The organism is Pedobacter foliorum (assembly GCF_013266735.1).
Taxonomy (GTDB): domain Bacteria; phylum Bacteroidota; class Bacteroidia; order Sphingobacteriales; family Sphingobacteriaceae; genus Pedobacter; species Pedobacter foliorum.
This window is the reverse complement of sequence record NZ_JABSNU010000015.1, coordinates 30,523-47,492: the sequence shown is the minus strand read 5'-3', so window position 1 is coordinate 47,492 and position 16,970 is coordinate 30,523. Positions and strand designations below refer to the sequence as shown.

The following is a 16,970-nucleotide window of genomic DNA, read 5'->3' as shown; positions in this document are numbered from 1 at the left end:
AGTTATTTTAATTTGTTAACAATGTCTTGTAATCGGTTATGTGCCATATTGATGCCCTGTGCAAAGGGTAGTTTAAGTATTTGGTCTCTAAGCTCAACTGATTTGTACACCACATGCATAATGAGCTGACTAGTATCCTCAGTAAGCTTTTCGAATTGTAAGAACTCAAGCTGTACCGCAAATGGAGTATTCTCCATTTCAAATGTTCTGGTGATTTTCTGATTCGGAATAAACTCGTGGATTACCCCATTGGCCTTAAGCACCACATTTCCTTTAGAATCACTGGTCTCAAATTGATAGCCGCCATGCCTCTTGTTTTCAAGTTTAAGCACTTTTGTTCCCATCCATTGCTCTACTATTTCAGCTTCTTCGTAAGCTTTAAAAAGCAATTCCAAAGGCAAATCAAATGCTCTTGTTATTGTTATTTCTTGTTTGCCATCTTCGGCATGGATTTTTGTTTTCCGTTCCATTACATTCTATTTATTCGGTTTATAGTTTTTCATGATGTCTTCTAATTTATTAAATCGGTCATCCCACATTTCGCGGAACGGTTCAATGTAATCTGCTATTTCTTTCATCTTTTTAGGGTTTAGGTGATAGAAAATTTCTCTCCCATTTTGATCTTGTTTAAGCAATTCGCATTCGGTTAGTATTTGCAAATGCTTTGAAACTGTCGGTCTTGCTGTATCAAAATTTGCAGCTATGGCTCCTGCAGTCATTGCTTGCGAAGCAACCAATAGCAGTATAGCCCTTCTTGTCGGGTCTGCTATGGCTTGGAATACATCTCGTCTTAAATTCATTGTGTAGCTATTTGACTACTAATTTAAGTGTAGTTATTTAGCTACGCAAATGTTTCTGCACTTTTTTTAAAATAAAAAAGCGAAGCTTTAATTAATATGAAGAATTGTATCTTGGTCAATACATCAGAATAAGCAAGAATCAGTACATGAAAAAAGAGAATACTTCAAGAAGAAATTTTATTAAGAATGGTTTTGTTTTAGGAGGAGCAGCGGTATGTGTGCCAGAAGCTTTGTTTTCTGCCGATACTACAATGCAACAGGCACCTCTTGCTACAGAAAAGAATCTGGTATTTTTGTTTCAGGGAGATTCAATTACTGATGGAAACAGAGGCCGCAGTATGGATCCTAATCATATAATGGGGCATGGATATGCATTTTCAATTTCTAGCAGAATCGGAGCTGATTTCCCTGATCAGGGATTTACCTTTTATAACAGGGGGATAAGCGGAAACAAGGTTTCCGATCTTGCGGGTAGGTGGCAGGAAGATACATTGGCACTTAAACCTGATGTATTGAGCATTCTTGTAGGAATTAACGATGCCAGTGGAGCACTGAACAGCCCTGATAAAAACAGTAATCTACAACAGTTCGAAGAAACTTATAGGGAACTACTCAAAAAATCAAGGGCAATTAATCCGAAAATGATTCTAGTTTTGGGGATTCCGTTTGTATACCCTGTAGGTAATATTATAAACAAATGGGAGTTTTATAATTCGGATGTTGCTAAAAGAGGAGCTATCATTTCAAAACTTGCAAAAGAATTTGATGCTATTGTTGTAGACTATAAACCGGTCTTTGATCAAGCTATTAAAAAGATGCCTGCTGATTATTGGATTTGGGATGGTATCCATCCAACAGTATTTGGGCATGAACTAATGGCCAGACTTTGGATAACTAAAGTTAGCGAACGACTTAAATTTTTAAAATTCTATCCTAAAGGTCATTAATCACATTAGTAAACAAACTTGTCTTTCATCCCCCAGATTCCCAGTAAACCGCCGGTATGCAGGGCAATTATTTTGTCTTCTTTATTAAAGTAGTTGTTCACGTTCAAGTCATCAATTGCAAAGAACATTTTCGAAGTATATACCGGATCGATTAGCATACCCTCGGCAGCTACAAATTTTTTGATGTATTCAATTAAAGTAGGAGGGGTTTTGGCATATCCACCAAAATGATAATCCGTATGCATTACCAGTTGATCAACATTTCCGGTATGCTTATAAATTTCATCAGCAATGAAATCGCCACCTTTTAAAACAGGTACAACGTGGAGTTGAGTTTTTAGCTTACGCTGATGGATCCCTTTCAATAATCCGGCTGCGGTTGTTCCGGTTCCGGCTGCGCAAAACAAATGATCTATGTCCTGAGGTAGTTCGGCAATGATTTCTGCACAACCTCTTACGGCTTCGGCACCCGCGCCACCCTCATCAACAAAATAAGCTTGCGGATCAGATCCGAAATGGTTTTCAAATAGAAGTGTTTTGTTTTTGTAGTTTTCTCTGCTGGTAAAAATTAAATTCATCCCAAACAGTTTGCAAAGTAACAGCATTTCGTTGCTCACTTCTTCGCCTCGCACAAATGCGGTACTTTTTAGGCTTGCTCTGGCACAAGCAGATGCAGTTGCTACCAGGTGATTAGAAAATGCGCCACCAAAAGTAACAATGTGATTTTTATCTTTTTTCTGAACGTCCTTTAGTATGTATTTGAGTTTACGCCACTTATTTCCAGAAATATATGGGTCAATTAAATCATCTCTTTTTACCAATACATGGTTTCTGGTAGCGTGTTTTAATTGATGTATAGGACTATAAATATCTGTAAACATTGTACAAATATAAATACCCTTTATTTAAGCATTGCTAATTAATGCTTGAAATAGATCTTTTTAATTAAATAAGGAAAAAAGTTAAGAATTACTTTTAAATTTTGAGTAAAGTTTTTCATAAGCATCATTAATTTGGTACGGATCAAGCAGTGAACAAATAATAGGCCAATTTCTTTTCTAAATATATTGAAGCTAAAGATTAGTTTTGCAGAACGAAATCGCCGGAACCCTGAAACGTAATAATAACAGGATGCTGAATGTGCTTTTAATGATTAATTAACATAAATAAAACACAATTTTAATGGAAAACAACAATAGCGGGCAAGAATTAGAAGAGCAGGATCTGTACGAACATTTAAACATTGTTGTTGATAAAGGACAGTCTTTATTGCGCATTGATAAGTTTTTAATGCACAGGGTAGAAAACGCCTCCCGAAATCGCATCCAAAATGCAATAGACGCCGGAAACGTTTTAGTTAATCAAAAAACAATAAAACCAAGTTATAAGGTAAAGCCTGCCGATGAAATATCGGTTGTGTTTCCTCATCCACCTAGAGATACTGAAGTTTATCCTGAAGATATTCCTTTAGATATTGTTTATGAGGACAACGATCTTTTAGTGGTAAACAAGCCGGCAGGTATGGTAGTACATCCCGGATATAACAATTATACAGGTACGCTGGTAAACGCCCTTGCTTTCCATTTTGAGCAATTGCCACAATTGCCGGGTAATGAAGGTAGACCGGGTTTGGTACACCGTATTGATAAAGATACATCCGGTTTGCTACTGATTAGCAAGAACGAGATAACGATGACCAAGCTTGCCAAACAATTTTTTGATCACAGCATTACCCGTAAATATGTGGCTTTGGCCTGGGGCGATATAGAGCAGGATGGCACAGTTACGGGCTATATTGGTCGCAGTGCTAAAAACAGGATTGTGATGGATGTTTACGACGATGAAGAAAAAGGCAAGTGGTCTGTAACACATTATAGCGTTTTAGAGCGTTTAGGATATGTAACACTAATCAGTTGTCAGCTTGAAACCGGAAGAACACATCAAATCAGGGCACATATGCAACATATAGGGCATGCATTATTTAATGATGCAAACTATGGTGGCGATAAAATATTGAAAGGAACTACTTTTAATAAATACAAGCAGTTTGTACAAAACTGTTTCAATATTTTACCTCGTCAGGCATTACACGCACAAACTTTAGGTTTTATTCATCCAACTACTAAAAAGTATATGGAATTTGAAGCACCTTTGCCAACCGATTTCGATACAGCCCTAAATAAATGGAGAAACTATATCGTACAGCCTCAATAAATGCAGCAAGAATACATTTTACATAACGACGAATTTATATTAAAAAATCATCCAATTTTAAGTGCCGATAATCGCGGTTTTAGATATGGAGACGGCCTGTTTGAATCTATGCGAATGAACAGCGGCAAACTTAAATTTGCCGAATTGCATGCAGATAGGTTAAGCGCCGGAATGAAAGCTCTTAAAATTGAGGGAGGCAATTTGCTTGACGAATATTTTCTGAAACAAAAAACGGCTGAACTTTGTAAAAAGAATAAGCTTAAAGATAACGTTAGGTTCAGGTTGTCGGTTTATCGCGCAGGCGATGGGTTGTACACCCCAAACAGTAACAAATCCGGATATGTATTAGAAGCATCGCCATTAACTGAAAGCACTTATGAACTGAATAAAAAGGGACTAATTGTTGATGTTTTTGATGAATTGACAAAGTCTGTTGATAAGCTTTCGAATTTTAAAACCTGTAATTCATTACTTTATGTAATGGCAGGACTATATAAAAAACAGTACAATCTGGACGAAGCTTTTATTTTAAACCAAAATGGTTTTTTGTGCGAAAGTATCAGCTCAAATGTTTTTGTTGTCTATAATAAACAAATTTATACCCCGGCATTATCAGAAGGCTGCATTGCAGGAGTAATGAGAAATGTGGTAATGAATATTGCTAAAGCCAATGATATCCCGTTAATACAGGCGCAAATAAACCCTGAAGTATTAAAAGAAGCAGAAGAAGTTTTTATTACCAATGCAGTAGGAGGCATCCGCTGGGTAATGGGCTATGGCCGTAAACGTTATTTCAACGAAGTAACCCGACTACTTAGCGAGAAGCTAAATTCGCTTTAAAAACTATTGAGGGTATCCAAAAAGGTTTAATAACTATTTGATTTTGCTCATCGTCATTCTGAATTTATTTCAGAATCTCGTTTAAGCAGGTTTTGAATAGCATTTGTGAGGTTCTGAAATAAATTCAGAATGACGATCGTGCCTTTTTGGACAACCTTTTACTTGTTAGGATAGTTGTCTAGTATTTTCAATAGTTTTTTAGCTTCTTCAGGATAATCATCATTTAGATTTACCCTTTCGGCAGGATCTTCTGCCAGATTGAATAGTTCTATACCGCTTTCTTTGGTTCTTCTAAGCTTCCAATCTCCAACACGGGCTACTTCCGGAACGCCATAATGCACATAGTAAATCGGTTGATGCTGAAACACAGCATCTTTTTTGGTGAATAAAGTCGCTACAGATTCTCCATCAAGTTTAAGGCTGGCAGGCAGTTTAGTGCCACTCCATTCGGCCAGGGTAGGTAGTAAATCAACACTGGTAAAAACTTGTTTCTGAACCTGTGCTTGTGTATGCCCTTTCCAATATAAAATAAACGGAACCCTTGTGCCACCTTCGTAAGTAGTTGCTTTACTACCACGAAATACTCCGGCAAATCCGGCATGATTCTGTCGGGTTTTGCCATCGCCAGCCATCCTTTCCGGATAATTAGTCCATGGGCCGTTATCGCTGGTAAAAATGAAGATGGTGTTTTCCGCTAGACCTTGTTGCTCTAAAGTTTTCCAAATTTGATTTAAACCTCTGTCCATCTCATTAATAACATAACCAAGTTCACCGCCATGTTTTAAATCGCTGTTCTTTTTGTGGGCAGCAAAGTACACTGGCAAATGAGGCATGTTGTAAGCGAGGTATAAAAAGAAAGGAGCTCCCTTTTTTTGTTTTTTGATATACTTTACTGCTTCATTGTTGTATAATAAGGTCAGAGAGCTATCGGCTGGTTGGTAAATTTCGGGTTTATAGTTCCGATATAATTTAATAGTTGTATCAGTTTTTACGTAAGGGCTGCGGTAATCGTGACTGTATAATAACCCGTAATAGTTGTCAAACCCCTGTTCCATTGGCAAGTTGGCTTTTTGATCGCCCAGGTGCCATTTGCCAATCATGTTTGTTTTGTAGCCACCTGTTTTTAATATTTCTGCCAGTGTAAGTTCAGATGCAGGCAAGCCCTGCTTATCGCCCGGCGACAAAGGTGCGGGAATGTTATAACGGGTAGGGTAGCGACCTGTTAAGAATGCTGCGCGTGATGGAGAACAAGTTGGAGAAGCCAATGCAAAATTAGTTGCTTTAACCCCTTTGGCAGCCATCTGATCCAAAAAAGGAGTTTCAATAACCGGATTGCCATAACAGCCTAAATCGGCATAGCCCATATCGTCTGTTAATACAAATATGATGTTGGGCTTTTGCTGGGCAGATGCATATTGCAATGATGCAAACGTGAGGCTTGCAATGCTAAATAGGGTTTTTAAAAGAGTTGATTTTCGCATAATAAAACTACACCACTAGGCTACTGATAAAACAGGTAGGTAATGTAATAAAATAAATTGCTTAAATACAGAAAAAGCCGACCGTTGGGTCAGCTCTTTCTGCGTTTAAACCTTAGTCTTTACCGCTTAATCAGCATGTAAAGTATCTTTATGCTCTTCTGGTTTGTAAGAAGCCTCCAATTCGGCAAGTTTCTTTTTACCATAAGCTAATTTGGTAATCAATACAAATAGCACCGGAACAATAAAAATGGCCAGGATTGTTGCCGAAAGCATACCTGCCGCAACTGTCCAGCCGATTGTTTTCCTCGAAACAGCACCGGCACCATGAGAAATAATTAATGGTATAACACCAAGTATGAAGGCCAGCGATGTCATGATAATCGGACGTAAACGAAGTTTTACCGCCTCAATAGTTGCTGCAATCAGCTCCATGCCCCAATCCACACGTTCTTTTGCAAACTCGACAATCAGAATCGCGTTTTTTGCAGAAAGACCAATCAGTGTAATTAAACCTACCTGAGCGTAAATGTTATTATCAAGTTTTGGCAAGAATGTAAGTGCCAGAATCGCTCCAAACAAACCAAGTGGCACTGCCAAAAGGATTGAGAATGGAACAGACCAACTTTCATATAATGATGCCAATAATAGGAACACAAAGATGATAATTAATGCAAAGATTAATGTGGTACTGTTACCTGCTTCTTTTTCTTCCAAACTTAAGCCGGAGAAATTATAAGAATAATTTGCCGGTAAGGTTTGTGCTGCCACTTCTTCCATCGCTTTAAGGGCATCGCCAGAACTATAGCCCGGTTTTGCGGCGCCTGTTACCTCGATAGATCGGAATAGGTTATAGTGATTAATGATAGATGCTTTTTCTACTACATCATAACTAACTATTGAACTTAAGGGCACTGACGCGCCTGATGAGTTTTTAACGTATAGATTGTTCAGACTCTCAATACCTTTTCTAAAATTGGTGTCGGCCTGCGTTACTACACGGAAGTTTCTTCCGTATTTGGTAAAGTCGTTTACATAACTACTTCCAAGATATGCAGAAATGGTGCTGTAAACATTGCCTATTGAAACTCCCATTTTTTTAGCCTGATCACGATCAACATGGACTTGATAGTTTGGAGTTCTGGCGTTAAATAGGGTATAAGCCATTGCAATTTCAGGTCGTTGGTTAGCTGCCATAAGGAACTTCCCTACGTTTGCCTCAAATACTTTTATGTCGCCGGTTTGTTTTTCCTGAATCTGTAGGGAGAAACCACCGCTAATGCCCAATCCCGGGATGGGAGGTGGAGCAACTACAATAACGCTTCCTTCTTTATCGCCTCTAAATTCTTGAGATATATTGGCAATCGTTGTAGAAACATCACCTGGTCTTTCGCCCCAATCTTTTAACTGCACAAAGAATGTTGCAGCGTTAGATTTGAATGATCTGTTCAGGATGTTAATACCACCAATTGAAGTCACATTTTTTACTTCTGGATATTTTTTCAGAATAGTTTCTGTGATTTTTTTCACTAATGCATCAGTACGCACAGCAGAAGCTCCTTCGGGTAAAGTAACCCCCATCAAGAATACTCCGGCATCTTCATTAGGTATAAAACCTGATGGTTTCTTAGCAAATAAGCCAACGGTTCCTAGATAAAGACAGATTAGAATAATCACCATTAAAGGTGATTTTTTTAAACACCATTTTACCCCGTTTGAGTATGTGCTGGTTACTTTGGCAAACCAGGTGTTAAATTTATAGAAGAATCTGTTTAATCCTTTTGAATCTTTGTTTAGGTTCATTGGAGTAAGCAACAATGAACATAAAGCCGGTGTTAGCGATAAGGCAATAAACGCCGAGATTAATACTGAAACGGCAATAGTAATGGCAAATTGTTGATACAAGAGCCCAACCATACCGGGGATAAAACCTACCGGAATAAACACAGCTGCAAGTATTAGGGCGATGGCAATAACGGGAGCAGTAATGTCTTTCATTGCTCTGCGTGTTGCATCAGGTGCCGAAAGCCCATCGTGATCCATGTAATGCTGCACAGCCTCTACTACCACAATCGCATCATCCACCACAATACCAATGGCCAGTACAAAACCAAACATGGTAAGTACGTTGATAGAGAAACCAAACAGGGTAAAGAAGATGAATGTACCTATGATAGAAACCGGAATTGCAAGGACTGGGATTAGGGTAGCTCTCCAGCTTTGCAGGAAGAAAAATACCACCAAGGTTACCAGTATAAGCGCCTCAATAAGTGTGTGAACAACGGCGTTGATGGAAACCTTTACAACCGATACTGTTTCGTAAGCTACTACATAATCCAAGTCTTTAGGGAAGGATTTTTTTAACTCTGCCATAGCTTTATCTATTCCAGCGGCTGTTTGTACAGCATTACCACCAGGAGTTTGGTTGATGGCCATCATAGATGAAACTTTACCGTTTATCTTTGAATTGGTTGAATAAGCAAACTCTCCAAGTTCTACCCGGGCTACGTCTTTTAAGTAAACTGCAGAACCATCGGCTCCGGTTTTTACTACAATGTTTCTGAACTGCTCTTCAGTATTCAGGTCGCCATCAAGGATAACCGAGAATTCGAAAGTTTGATTGCTATTTTGCGGAGGGCCACCTACTGTACCACCCGGTATTCTTGAGTTCTGTTCTGCAATTGCCGCCGAAACATCTGCCGGAGTTAAGTTTAGCCTTGCCAGTTTACTTGCATCTAACCAGATACGCATACTAAATGGCTGACCAAATGTTTGCACATCTCCAACCCCTTTAATCCTTAGTAAAGCATCTTTTACATATAAGTTTACATAGTTCGAAAGGAATTTCTGATCGTATGTGCCATTTGGTGAGTAAAGTCCAAGCACCATCAAAATATCGTTGTTGGCTTTTTTAGTGGTTACACCCAAACGTGTTACAGCTTCGGGTAAAGATGGCTCTGCAATACCTACCCTGTTTTGAACATCGAGGGCAGCAATATCAATGTTTGTACCTACATCAAAAGTAACGGTTATCGATGAACGACCATCCGAAGTACTGTTTGATGACAGGTATTTCATGCCCGGTGTACCATTGATTTGGCTTTCTATTGGTGTAGTTACAGTTTGCTCTACAGTTTGTGCATCAGCACCTGTATAAGCCCCACTTACGGTAACTGTTGGAGGGGCTATATTTGGGTATTGACTGATCGGTAATGTGGTAATCACAATGGTACCAATCAGAACAATTAAAAGGGAAATCACGATAGACGTGATGGGGCGCCTTATGAATACTTCTGATATCATATCTCTAAATTCTTTAAGTCTATTTTTTAACTGCGCCTGCTGCTGGTTGTGCTCCTGGGGCTGCATCAGCCGGAGCGTCTGTTACTACAGCACCTGGTTTTACATTTTGTACACCATCAACCACAATTACTTCCCCTTGCTTTAGTCCGCTTTTTACTACTACACTTTTATCAAACTGTTTACCTAGTTTAATGATGCGTGGTTCAGCTTTACTACTGTCGCCAATTACAAATACGTTAAACTCACCCAGTTGCTCCGTAACAGCTTTGTATGGAATTACCAGTTGATGTTCCGATGATTTGTTTAATGCTTTTAAATTAACAGTCATACCTGCAAGCAATCTTCCTTCAGAATTTGGATAGCTGATTCTTACTTTGATAGTTCCTGTTTGAGGATCAACAGCGCGATCTATAGCGGTAATATGACCTTGACCATTATAAATGCTGCCATCTTGTAATTGAACGTTGAACAGAGAATCTTTTTCTGCTTTTGCATCTTTTTGTAAACGCATAAAACGAGGGATTTCTGATTGGTTCACAGCAATGTCTACAGCTATTGGATTGTTACTCGAAACTGTATTTAACAAAGTTGTACCTGGGGATGCTAGAGCACCCAATTTAACCTGAGAGATGCCTATAGTTCCTGTTAAGGGTGATACAATGATTGAGCGTTGTAAATCGTTGGCAGCTGATGATAACTGCGCCTGTGCTGCGGCTACCTGTGATTCGGCATTTGCCAGATCAGTTAAAGCGTAATCAACACGTTGCTTGGCAACAGCATCTTGTTCTGCAAGTCGTGTATAACGGTCTGCATCTTTTTTTGCTTTATCGCGGTTAGCTTTTGCCACTGCAACGTTTGCTTGGGCAGAAGTGTGTGCCGCAAGGTATTTTGTGCGGTCAATTTCATAAAGCTTTTGTCCTTTAGTTACTTTCTGTCCATCCTTTATATAGATTGCGGTGATATAACCACCTACCTGCGGACGTAGTTCAACTTCGTTTAAAGCCACTACCACTCCAGGGTAAGAATCTGTAGTGATTACTTCCTGATCGGTTACAGTTGCTTTAGTTACCTGTGTTGGGGGAGGTGGGCCTTGCTGCATACCAGCATTTTTATTGCCACCACAAGAGGCTAATGTAACAGTTCCAAGTATTACGAAGCCGAGTTTTATGTAGTTTGTAGTATTCATTTGAGTTCTTATTAATTTACGATGATAGTTCCTAATGCTTGTTGTACGTCTAGTTTAGAAGAAAGCAGGCTATATAATGAGTTTAAATAATTGAGTTGGGCAGTGCGCAAATCTGTTTCTGAGGTCATCAGATCCAGGTAGGTTTTAATGCCTTCATCGTATTGAAGTTTAATTGTATTGTACACCTGTCTGGAGATATCGACATTAGATTTTGCTGTTTTCCAGTCGTTCAGATTTGCCTTATAAGTAGCCATCGCCTGTTCATACTGTGTATTGATGCGACTTTTTGTGTTTAATAAGTCGAGGTCAATTCTCTTTTCCTGTAATTGAGATTTTCTGAGCTCCTGGATTCTTTTTGTTCCCTGAAAAATTGGAACACTTAGCTTTAAGCCAAACACAGAACTTGGAAACGACTTGTCATAAAGGTTGCTGAAATCATTATTTAAGTAATTTGAACTATAATTTATAAAACCCGAAATAGATGGCAAATAGCTCCATTTGTTATAACTGGTATTTAAATGTTGTAATTGCTTTTGGGTTTGTAGAAGGCGATATTCCACTCTGTTCTCATAAGCCTGTTTAGCGTTAGTATCTAAAACAATACCTTGCTCCATGCTGTCAGATTTTAAGTTAAGGCTAAAGTCTTTATCTGTACTGTAGCCAATGATTTCTTTCAGGTAGGCATATTTATATTTAAGTAGCTCTTCAGTTCTCTTTTTGTCTGCTTTAGAGTTGCTTAAACTAATCTGCGCACGTTGAAAATCTGTTTTGTCTACCAAACCCTGTTCGTACTGAGCAGAGGCATCTTTTGCTTGTTTTTCTAACCGGGCGATGTTTTCGTTGATAATGTTTAACTGCTCTCCGCTGGTAAGGATGTCGAAATAGGCTTTACTAACATCAACAACTGTATTGATTTTAGTATTTTCTGTACTCTGTTTGTACTGTTGTCTATAGTATTTAGAAGCCTTTGATGCCTGGATAAGACCAGCATTTAGAAATTGCTGATCAGCTTGTAAAGTAACCGCAGAGGTTTGTTTTGTACCAAAAGTAATATAGCTGGTTTCGCCATTTGTAGTAAGTGCATTAACCTGTTGCTTAAGGTTATTGTTATAATTTGCATTTGCACTAATTTGCGGGAACCATCCAGAAAGCGCAGACTTGATATCGCGTTCACCAATCTCCTCATCGATTAGAGATTGCTTCACTCCGGGTCTGTTATTTAGCGCATAATCTATCACTTCCTGAAGTGTAGCATTGCTGAGCTGTTTATCATTGTTTCCCGTTTGCGCCGTCAATTCTTTGGGCAGCAAGACAGGTAAACCGATAAGAAGCATTACGAGTAGTTTATGAATTTTCATATTTAAATGTGGAATTGAGTGTAGTTAAAGCCATTATATATATTATTGTCTTTTAATTCCGTCCCAAACAATCTGCACAACTTCCGTAATGTCATCTTCAGAGTATATCATTTGCTCTGATAATCTGAAGTTTGCAGCCGCAACTAACGTGCCTCTTATTGTTGGTCCTAGTAATCTTGGATCAATATTTTTAAAATATCCTCCATCTATCCCGGATTCAAAGAAGCTGATTATTTTTTCTTTAAATAAAATGCTGTCTTTTTCCGGGAAATTCTTTGCGAATGGAGAGTTTACATATTGCTCAAGGAAAACCATTGCAGGTTCATTTTGTATGTAAAAATTGTACTGGTTGTGCATGAGTTTAAAGAAACGATCCTTGTATGGAGTTGATTGGTCGTAACCTTCCATTAAAGCCTCTGTCAGTTGATCTCTAGTTCTGATGTAAAGTTCTATGATGAGGGTTTCTTTTGAATCAAAATAATGATAAATGGTTCCTGCTGCCACCTTTGCATGTTTTGCAATCTGGCTCATAGGTGTACCATGAAATCCGTACTCTTTAATGAGTAGTAGTGTGCTATTTAAAATAGCATCGCGTTTGCTGTTGTAAGTTTCCAATTGAACGTTCATTCGGTCGCAAAGAAGAGAATTAATTAATAGATATCTATTGATATAAAGGGAATGTTACATACAAATGATTTATTAGTGATATTATAGAAATGTCGCATTTTCGTGTAATTTTACTTCAGTTATTGTAACTAATTATTAAAATTTAACTAACGCTTTATGAAAATATTCTTCAGTTTCTTTCTTTCTATTTTTGTCTGTTTTTCTTGCCAATCGCAAACTCAAAAGATTGAGTTAAAGTTAACTAAGGGGCAGTCTTATACTCAAAAAACTGTAGCCAAATCTGTAATTAAGCAAAAAGTTAATGATCAGGAAATAAGTATTAACATGACTATTACAGGCCAAATGAAATATTTGGTTACAGATTATGCCTCCGGCATATACAGCATGGATGTAAGTTACGAAAATTTATCTATGAAAATGGTACATCCGGGCGGGACATCTGTTTTTGATTCTGAAAGTACTGATGAAACAGATATCATGTCGTCGGTTTTCCGTATGATGAAAAATAAACCGTTTCAAATAAAAATGACGCAAAGCGGTAAGATAGCTGAGGTTAAGAATGTAGAGGTGTTATATGCTGGTGCTTTTGATAAGTTTCCTCAACTAACAGCCGAACAAAAAGAGCAAATTCGTACTCAGATTATGCAATCATACGGCGATAAGGCTTTTAAAGGGAATTTAGAAATGTTATCGGCAGTATTTCCGGATCGTGCCGTTGCCAAAGGCGACACCTGGAATATCAAAACACAACTGGAAGCAGGTATGTCGGCAACTTTAGATGGGGTATATAAACTTGATGAAATTACAGCTACAGAGTTCGTGATTAGTGGTGCATCTCTTTTTACAACAAAAAATAATGAGGCCGATACAGCAACCACTGTACTGCCATTTGAGTATAATATGGCTGGTACGATGAATTCGGTTATGCGAATCGATAAAAAAACAGGTTGGTTAATTGAAGGGAAAATTAGTCAGAACATTAGGGGGACAATGAGTATCAAAGCGAGTGAAAAGATGCCCGAAGGGATGACCGTTCCTATGGAAATGACGAGTGATATGGTGTTTACTGATAAATAATAATTTGGTTTTTCTAGGTAAAGAATCTATCTTACCGGAACATAATAAATTATCGCTTTTTTAATGCTCTCATTCATGATTAATTACTTAATTTCCTCTAAAGGAGATACTCGTTTTGCTAATAACGGAATCTACAAATCATTCTTAGCTCTTTTATTTACTGTCTTTATTTTCTCTTGTAAAAAAGATAAACAAGAGACTGTCGATAATAAATCTCTTGAACCCCAACAGCTAATTAACAACATCACATCTAAATTGTCAGGGGCTGACAGCATTACCAATTTTATGCAGGTGTTAAAAAATATTTCACTAAGTAAAGAGGAGGTATCGGAAGGCATTACGGTTTTTGCACCTTTAAATGAGGATGTAGCGATCACTTCAGCTATGGTTAAAGATCATATTATTAAAGGATCATTTAATCATTATGAGTTGTATAATAAGCGAATCTTTAATACTTTGAGTGGAAAAGAATTAAAGATTAGTCGTTCGGCAGATACCATTTGGATAAATGGTGTTCAGGTTGGAGGTAAACAGATTGTGTATAACGATAATGAGGCTGTGCATACGATAAAATCATCACTTACTTCTACAACTACTAAAGATGAATTGCATACCACAACCATTGAAGTTACTGTTTGGGATGGTACTAAATGGAGCATTGCAAGCCCTAAAGGTGAAGTGATTTCAGGAGCAACAGTAAACCTTTATGCTACACAGAAGGATTATACAGATGGTGCTATTGCTTACAGTAGTAAAACAAATGCCTCTGGTAAAGCTACCTTAAAGAGACTTGCTTCAGGAAGGTATTATATTGAAGCCTTTTATGGTAACAAAACGAATACATTTAGAAGCTCTGCAGAGCCATATTTAGGTTTTTATATGGGATATGCTATATCTGGAATTTTTCAATCAGATGCAGAAGTAAATGCTGCGTCAAAACAGAGTAATGCTGCTCCAGGGAATTTTAAGTGGGTTGATCTTAACAATGATGGTATAGTTGATAGCAGAGATTATTATGGTTTGCCGTACGAAAGTACCGTAACTATTAGCGCGCTGACAAGAAAAACGGAGATTAGCATTGGTTTTTTAAACAATAAGAAGCCTTAAAAAAAGTTAGGAATATTTTTATATTCGTGAAAACCAAATATAAAATATTTAGCAAATTATATGAACCGCAGAAAATTTATCAACCTTGGCGCTCTTGCAGGAGCTGTTACTGTTGCGCCAACAACTTATGTACTCGGTGAAACAGGATTATTAAAAGACAAAAAAGAAAAGCGTTATCAAAAAGGCGCAAGTCCTTGGCCAGTTTGCCTTGATACTGCAACAATAAGACCTGCGTCACTAAAAGATAAAGTAAAAATAGCTGCTAAAGCCGGTTATGATGCAATTGAACCTTGGGATGGAGAATTGCAAGAGTTCGAAGCAAAGGGTGGTAATTTAAAAGATCTTGGTAAAGAAATAAAAGATCTTGGGCTGTTTGTACCGAGTGTAATTGGTTTATGGAACTCATTACCTCCTACACAAGAGCTGTTCGACAAATCTTTGGTAGATACACGCAATCGAATGCGCATGGCAGCAGCCATCGGTGCTCAACATATCCAAACCATCCCAGATACAGCAGGGGAGAATTTTAACCAGAAATGGGTAGCCAATAGATATAAAGATATTATTGAAATTGGACTAAAGGAATTTAACATTCATCCGGCTCTTGTATTTGTAAAATACCAACCCGTAAAAACATTGGGACAGGCTATGGGTATTGCATTAGATAGCAATCATCCTAAGGCGATGGTCATCCCTGATACTTACCATATGTATATTTCTGAGGGTGGTTTTGAAGGATTGAAGCTAATAAATGGTGATGCTATTGCTATTTTCCAATTTTCGGATGTACCTTCTTCTCCGGCAGCAGTAGCTGACCTGGGAGATAAGGATCGCGTTTTTCCTGGTGATGGCATCTTACCACTTCCACAGATCTTCAGAGACCTTAAAGCAACAGGTTATAAAGGTTGCATTTCTCTTGAACTTTATAATCCTGAGTATTATAAGCAAGATTTGCAAAAGGTAGCAGAAACAGGGCTAAGAAAAACATTAGAAGTACTTAAAAAAGCAGGGGTTTAAAAACCCCTTTTTTATTTTTACTAATTTGGAAAATATGTTAAATCTATGTTTTTCAGTAGAAAAAAAACGCACATTTGCCTGTAGTTTTAAAGGGGGATAGGTATGCTACAAATTATAATATCGAGTATTGGCTGGCTTGGCGTGATTTTATGTACGTTAGGCTATTTATTATTAAGCGTAAAAGTTGTAACTCCTGATTCGCTCAGTTTTCAGCTACTCAATATTGTAGGCGGACTGTGTTTAGTTACCACAGCTTTGGAAACTAACGATTTACCAAACGCTATGGCTAACCTACTTTGGATGTTCATTGGACTATATGCTTTAGGGCGACGGTTAAGAACTCAGAATGCTATCAGAAAAAACCGTAGCGTCAACTCCTAAAATCTGATACGCCTTACTCTTGTAATAGTCAAGTCGTTCTGCATAGGCCTTTTTGTCGCTTTCTAAAGAAAGATAGAAATAAGCACCATCAACCAATACAAAAATTAAATCAGCAGCTGCTTTAGCATCCTCAACTTTTATGAGATCTTTTTGATTGCATTGTTCTATCATTGATGTAAGGGCAAAGCGTAATGAGTCCAATATGGTCTTATATTTTGCTTTTATCTTTTTTTCTCTGAATGCTAAAGCATAAAAGGTATAAAACAAGCCATCGTCAAAGAGTAAATTCCACTTTTTAGAGAAAAGCATTTCGATTGTTTTCTTCAAATCAGAAAGGGTAACCTGATCCTTGTTTTTAATGGTATATATTAAAAGATACCTTTCAAGTATATAATCTATAAGGCCGTAAGTAAGGTCTTCCTTAGTCTCGAAGTAATGAATAATGAGGCTTGGATTAATATCCATTACTTTGGCAATCTTAGCTATCGAAGTATTTTCGTAGCCTTCAGTTTTAGCAACCTTATAAAATATCTTTATAATTTCTAGTTGTCTCGCCTCTTTGAGGCTCTTTCTTCCCATGGTAAAATTTATTCAGCCAAACTACTTAAAAGTAATTCTATTTCGCAAATTTATTT

The 16,970-nt window shown here is 37.8% G+C and carries 16 protein-coding genes; 7 read left to right on the top strand and 9 right to left on the bottom strand.

The genetic code is table 11. From position 1 onward, the window contains the following. Nucleotides 1-2: 2 nt before the first annotated feature. Both HQN83_RS21685 and HQN83_RS21680 read right to left on the bottom strand, forming a co-directional pair. The gene (locus tag HQN83_RS21685) at nt 3-470 is read right to left on the bottom strand and encodes an SRPBCC family protein (RefSeq protein WP_173093291.1); all 468 of its coding nucleotides are present in this window, start codon (nt 468-470) and stop codon (nt 3-5) included. 6 nt (nt 471-476) lie between these two features. Continuing rightward, the gene (locus tag HQN83_RS21680; protein WP_173093289.1) at nt 477-800 is read right to left on the bottom strand and encodes an ArsR/SmtB family transcription factor; all 324 of its coding nucleotides are present in this window, start codon (nt 798-800) and stop codon (nt 477-479) included. Between the two features lie 146 nt (nt 801-946). Here HQN83_RS21680 and HQN83_RS21675 point away from each other — a divergent pair, with 146 nt between their 5' ends. Then, a complete protein-coding gene (locus HQN83_RS21675; RefSeq protein ID WP_173093287.1) occupies nt 947-1,747 on the top strand; it encodes an SGNH/GDSL hydrolase family protein in 801 nt (266 codons plus the stop codon). 5 nt (nt 1,748-1,752) lie between these two features. Here HQN83_RS21675 and HQN83_RS21670 read toward each other — a convergent pair whose 3' ends face one another. Beyond that, nucleotides 1,753-2,628, bottom strand: coding sequence for a 1-aminocyclopropane-1-carboxylate deaminase/D-cysteine desulfhydrase (locus tag HQN83_RS21670; protein WP_173093285.1), 876 nt, complete (start codon nt 2,626-2,628; stop codon nt 1,753-1,755). A gap of 301 nt (nt 2,629-2,929) precedes the next feature. On the opposite strand from HQN83_RS21670, the gene HQN83_RS21665 reads away from it, so the two are divergent. Then, complete coding sequence (locus tag HQN83_RS21665; protein WP_173093283.1) at nt 2,930-3,961, top strand: RluA family pseudouridine synthase; 1,032 nt, start codon at nt 2,930-2,932, stop codon at nt 3,959-3,961. Next, complete coding sequence (locus tag HQN83_RS21660; protein WP_173093281.1) at nt 3,962-4,801, top strand: aminotransferase class IV; 840 nt, start codon at nt 3,962-3,964, stop codon at nt 4,799-4,801. Between the two features lie 158 nt (nt 4,802-4,959). Here the strand turns inward: HQN83_RS21660 and HQN83_RS21655 are convergent, their stop codons facing one another. The 5 genes from HQN83_RS21655 to HQN83_RS21635 form a co-directional block, all read right to left on the bottom strand. Further along, nucleotides 4,960-6,282: a sulfatase-like hydrolase/transferase gene (locus tag HQN83_RS21655; RefSeq protein ID WP_173093279.1), complete on the bottom strand. Its 1,323-nt coding sequence runs from the start codon at nt 6,280-6,282 to the stop codon at nt 4,960-4,962. A 126-nt stretch (nt 6,283-6,408) separates the two neighbouring features. Beyond that, nucleotides 6,409-9,582 (bottom strand): efflux RND transporter permease subunit, encoded by a 3,174-nt coding sequence (locus HQN83_RS21650; protein ID WP_173093277.1) that lies wholly within the window; start codon nt 9,580-9,582, stop codon nt 6,409-6,411. A 19-nt stretch (nt 9,583-9,601) separates the two neighbouring features. Continuing rightward, nucleotides 9,602-10,768, bottom strand: coding sequence for an efflux RND transporter periplasmic adaptor subunit (locus HQN83_RS21645; RefSeq protein WP_173093275.1), 1,167 nt, complete (start codon nt 10,766-10,768; stop codon nt 9,602-9,604). Nucleotides 10,769-10,779: 11 nt separating this feature from the next. Beyond that, complete coding sequence (locus HQN83_RS21640) at nt 10,780-12,126, bottom strand: TolC family protein (protein WP_173093273.1); 1,347 nt, start codon at nt 12,124-12,126, stop codon at nt 10,780-10,782. 42 nt (nt 12,127-12,168) lie between these two features. Further along, nucleotides 12,169-12,753, bottom strand: coding sequence for a TetR/AcrR family transcriptional regulator (locus HQN83_RS21635; RefSeq protein ID WP_173093271.1), 585 nt, complete (start codon nt 12,751-12,753; stop codon nt 12,169-12,171). Between the two features lie 156 nt (nt 12,754-12,909). Between HQN83_RS21635 and HQN83_RS21630 the strand changes: the two genes are divergently transcribed. The 4 genes from HQN83_RS21630 (at nt 12,910) to HQN83_RS25555 (ending at nt 16,335) form a co-directional block, all read left to right on the top strand. After that, entirely contained in the window at nt 12,910-13,830 is a 921-nt protein-coding gene (locus tag HQN83_RS21630) for a DUF6263 family protein (protein WP_173093269.1), read from the top strand. Between the two features lie 75 nt (nt 13,831-13,905). Then, complete coding sequence (locus HQN83_RS21625; RefSeq protein ID WP_173093268.1) at nt 13,906-14,937, top strand: fasciclin domain-containing protein; 1,032 nt, start codon at nt 13,906-13,908, stop codon at nt 14,935-14,937. 60 nt (nt 14,938-14,997) lie between these two features. Then, the gene (locus HQN83_RS21620; protein ID WP_173093267.1) at nt 14,998-15,954 is read left to right on the top strand and encodes a sugar phosphate isomerase/epimerase family protein; all 957 of its coding nucleotides are present in this window, start codon (nt 14,998-15,000) and stop codon (nt 15,952-15,954) included. 102 nt (nt 15,955-16,056) lie between these two features. Then, on the top strand, nt 16,057-16,335 hold the full coding sequence (locus HQN83_RS25555; protein ID WP_449592161.1) for a CBU_0592 family membrane protein: 279 nt from the start codon (nt 16,057-16,059) through the stop codon (nt 16,333-16,335). Here HQN83_RS25555 and HQN83_RS21615 read toward each other — a convergent pair. Further along, the gene (locus tag HQN83_RS21615; protein ID WP_173093266.1) at nt 16,288-16,914 is read right to left on the bottom strand and encodes a TetR family transcriptional regulator; all 627 of its coding nucleotides are present in this window, start codon (nt 16,912-16,914) and stop codon (nt 16,288-16,290) included. The genes HQN83_RS25555 and HQN83_RS21615 overlap by 48 nt on opposite strands. Nucleotides 16,915-16,970: the final 56 nt, after the last annotated feature.

Bases quoted from the DNA above. Each gene is read 5' to 3' on its own strand.
- HQN83_RS21685 (WP_173093291.1), bottom strand. From the start codon at position 470: ATGGAACGGAAAACAAAAATCCATGCCGAAGATGGCAAACAAGAAATA.
- HQN83_RS21680 (WP_173093289.1), bottom strand. From the start codon at position 800: ATGAATTTAAGACGAGATGTATTCCAAGCCATAGCAGACCCGACAAGA.
- HQN83_RS21675 (WP_173093287.1), top strand. From the start codon at position 947: ATGAAAAAAGAGAATACTTCAAGAAGAAATTTTATTAAGAATGGTTTT.
- HQN83_RS21670 (WP_173093285.1), bottom strand. From the start codon at position 2,628: ATGTTTACAGATATTTATAGTCCTATACATCAATTAAAACACGCTACC.
- HQN83_RS21665 (WP_173093283.1), top strand. From the start codon at position 2,930: ATGGAAAACAACAATAGCGGGCAAGAATTAGAAGAGCAGGATCTGTAC.
- HQN83_RS21660 (WP_173093281.1), top strand. From the start codon at position 3,962: ATGCAGCAAGAATACATTTTACATAACGACGAATTTATATTAAAAAAT.
- HQN83_RS21655 (WP_173093279.1), bottom strand. From the start codon at position 6,282: ATGCGAAAATCAACTCTTTTAAAAACCCTATTTAGCATTGCAAGCCTC.
- HQN83_RS21650 (WP_173093277.1), bottom strand. From the start codon at position 9,582: ATGATATCAGAAGTATTCATAAGGCGCCCCATCACGTCTATCGTGATT.
- HQN83_RS21645 (WP_173093275.1), bottom strand. From the start codon at position 10,768: ATGAATACTACAAACTACATAAAACTCGGCTTCGTAATACTTGGAACT.
- HQN83_RS21640 (WP_173093273.1), bottom strand. From the start codon at position 12,126: ATGAAAATTCATAAACTACTCGTAATGCTTCTTATCGGTTTACCTGTC.
- HQN83_RS21635 (WP_173093271.1), bottom strand. From the start codon at position 12,753: ATGAACGTTCAATTGGAAACTTACAACAGCAAACGCGATGCTATTTTA.
- HQN83_RS21630 (WP_173093269.1), top strand. From the start codon at position 12,910: ATGAAAATATTCTTCAGTTTCTTTCTTTCTATTTTTGTCTGTTTTTCT.
- HQN83_RS21625 (WP_173093268.1), top strand. From the start codon at position 13,906: ATGATTAATTACTTAATTTCCTCTAAAGGAGATACTCGTTTTGCTAAT.
- HQN83_RS21620 (WP_173093267.1), top strand. From the start codon at position 14,998: ATGAACCGCAGAAAATTTATCAACCTTGGCGCTCTTGCAGGAGCTGTT.
- HQN83_RS25555 (WP_449592161.1), top strand. From the start codon at position 16,057: ATGCTACAAATTATAATATCGAGTATTGGCTGGCTTGGCGTGATTTTA.
- HQN83_RS21615 (WP_173093266.1), bottom strand. From the start codon at position 16,914: ATGGGAAGAAAGAGCCTCAAAGAGGCGAGACAACTAGAAATTATAAAG.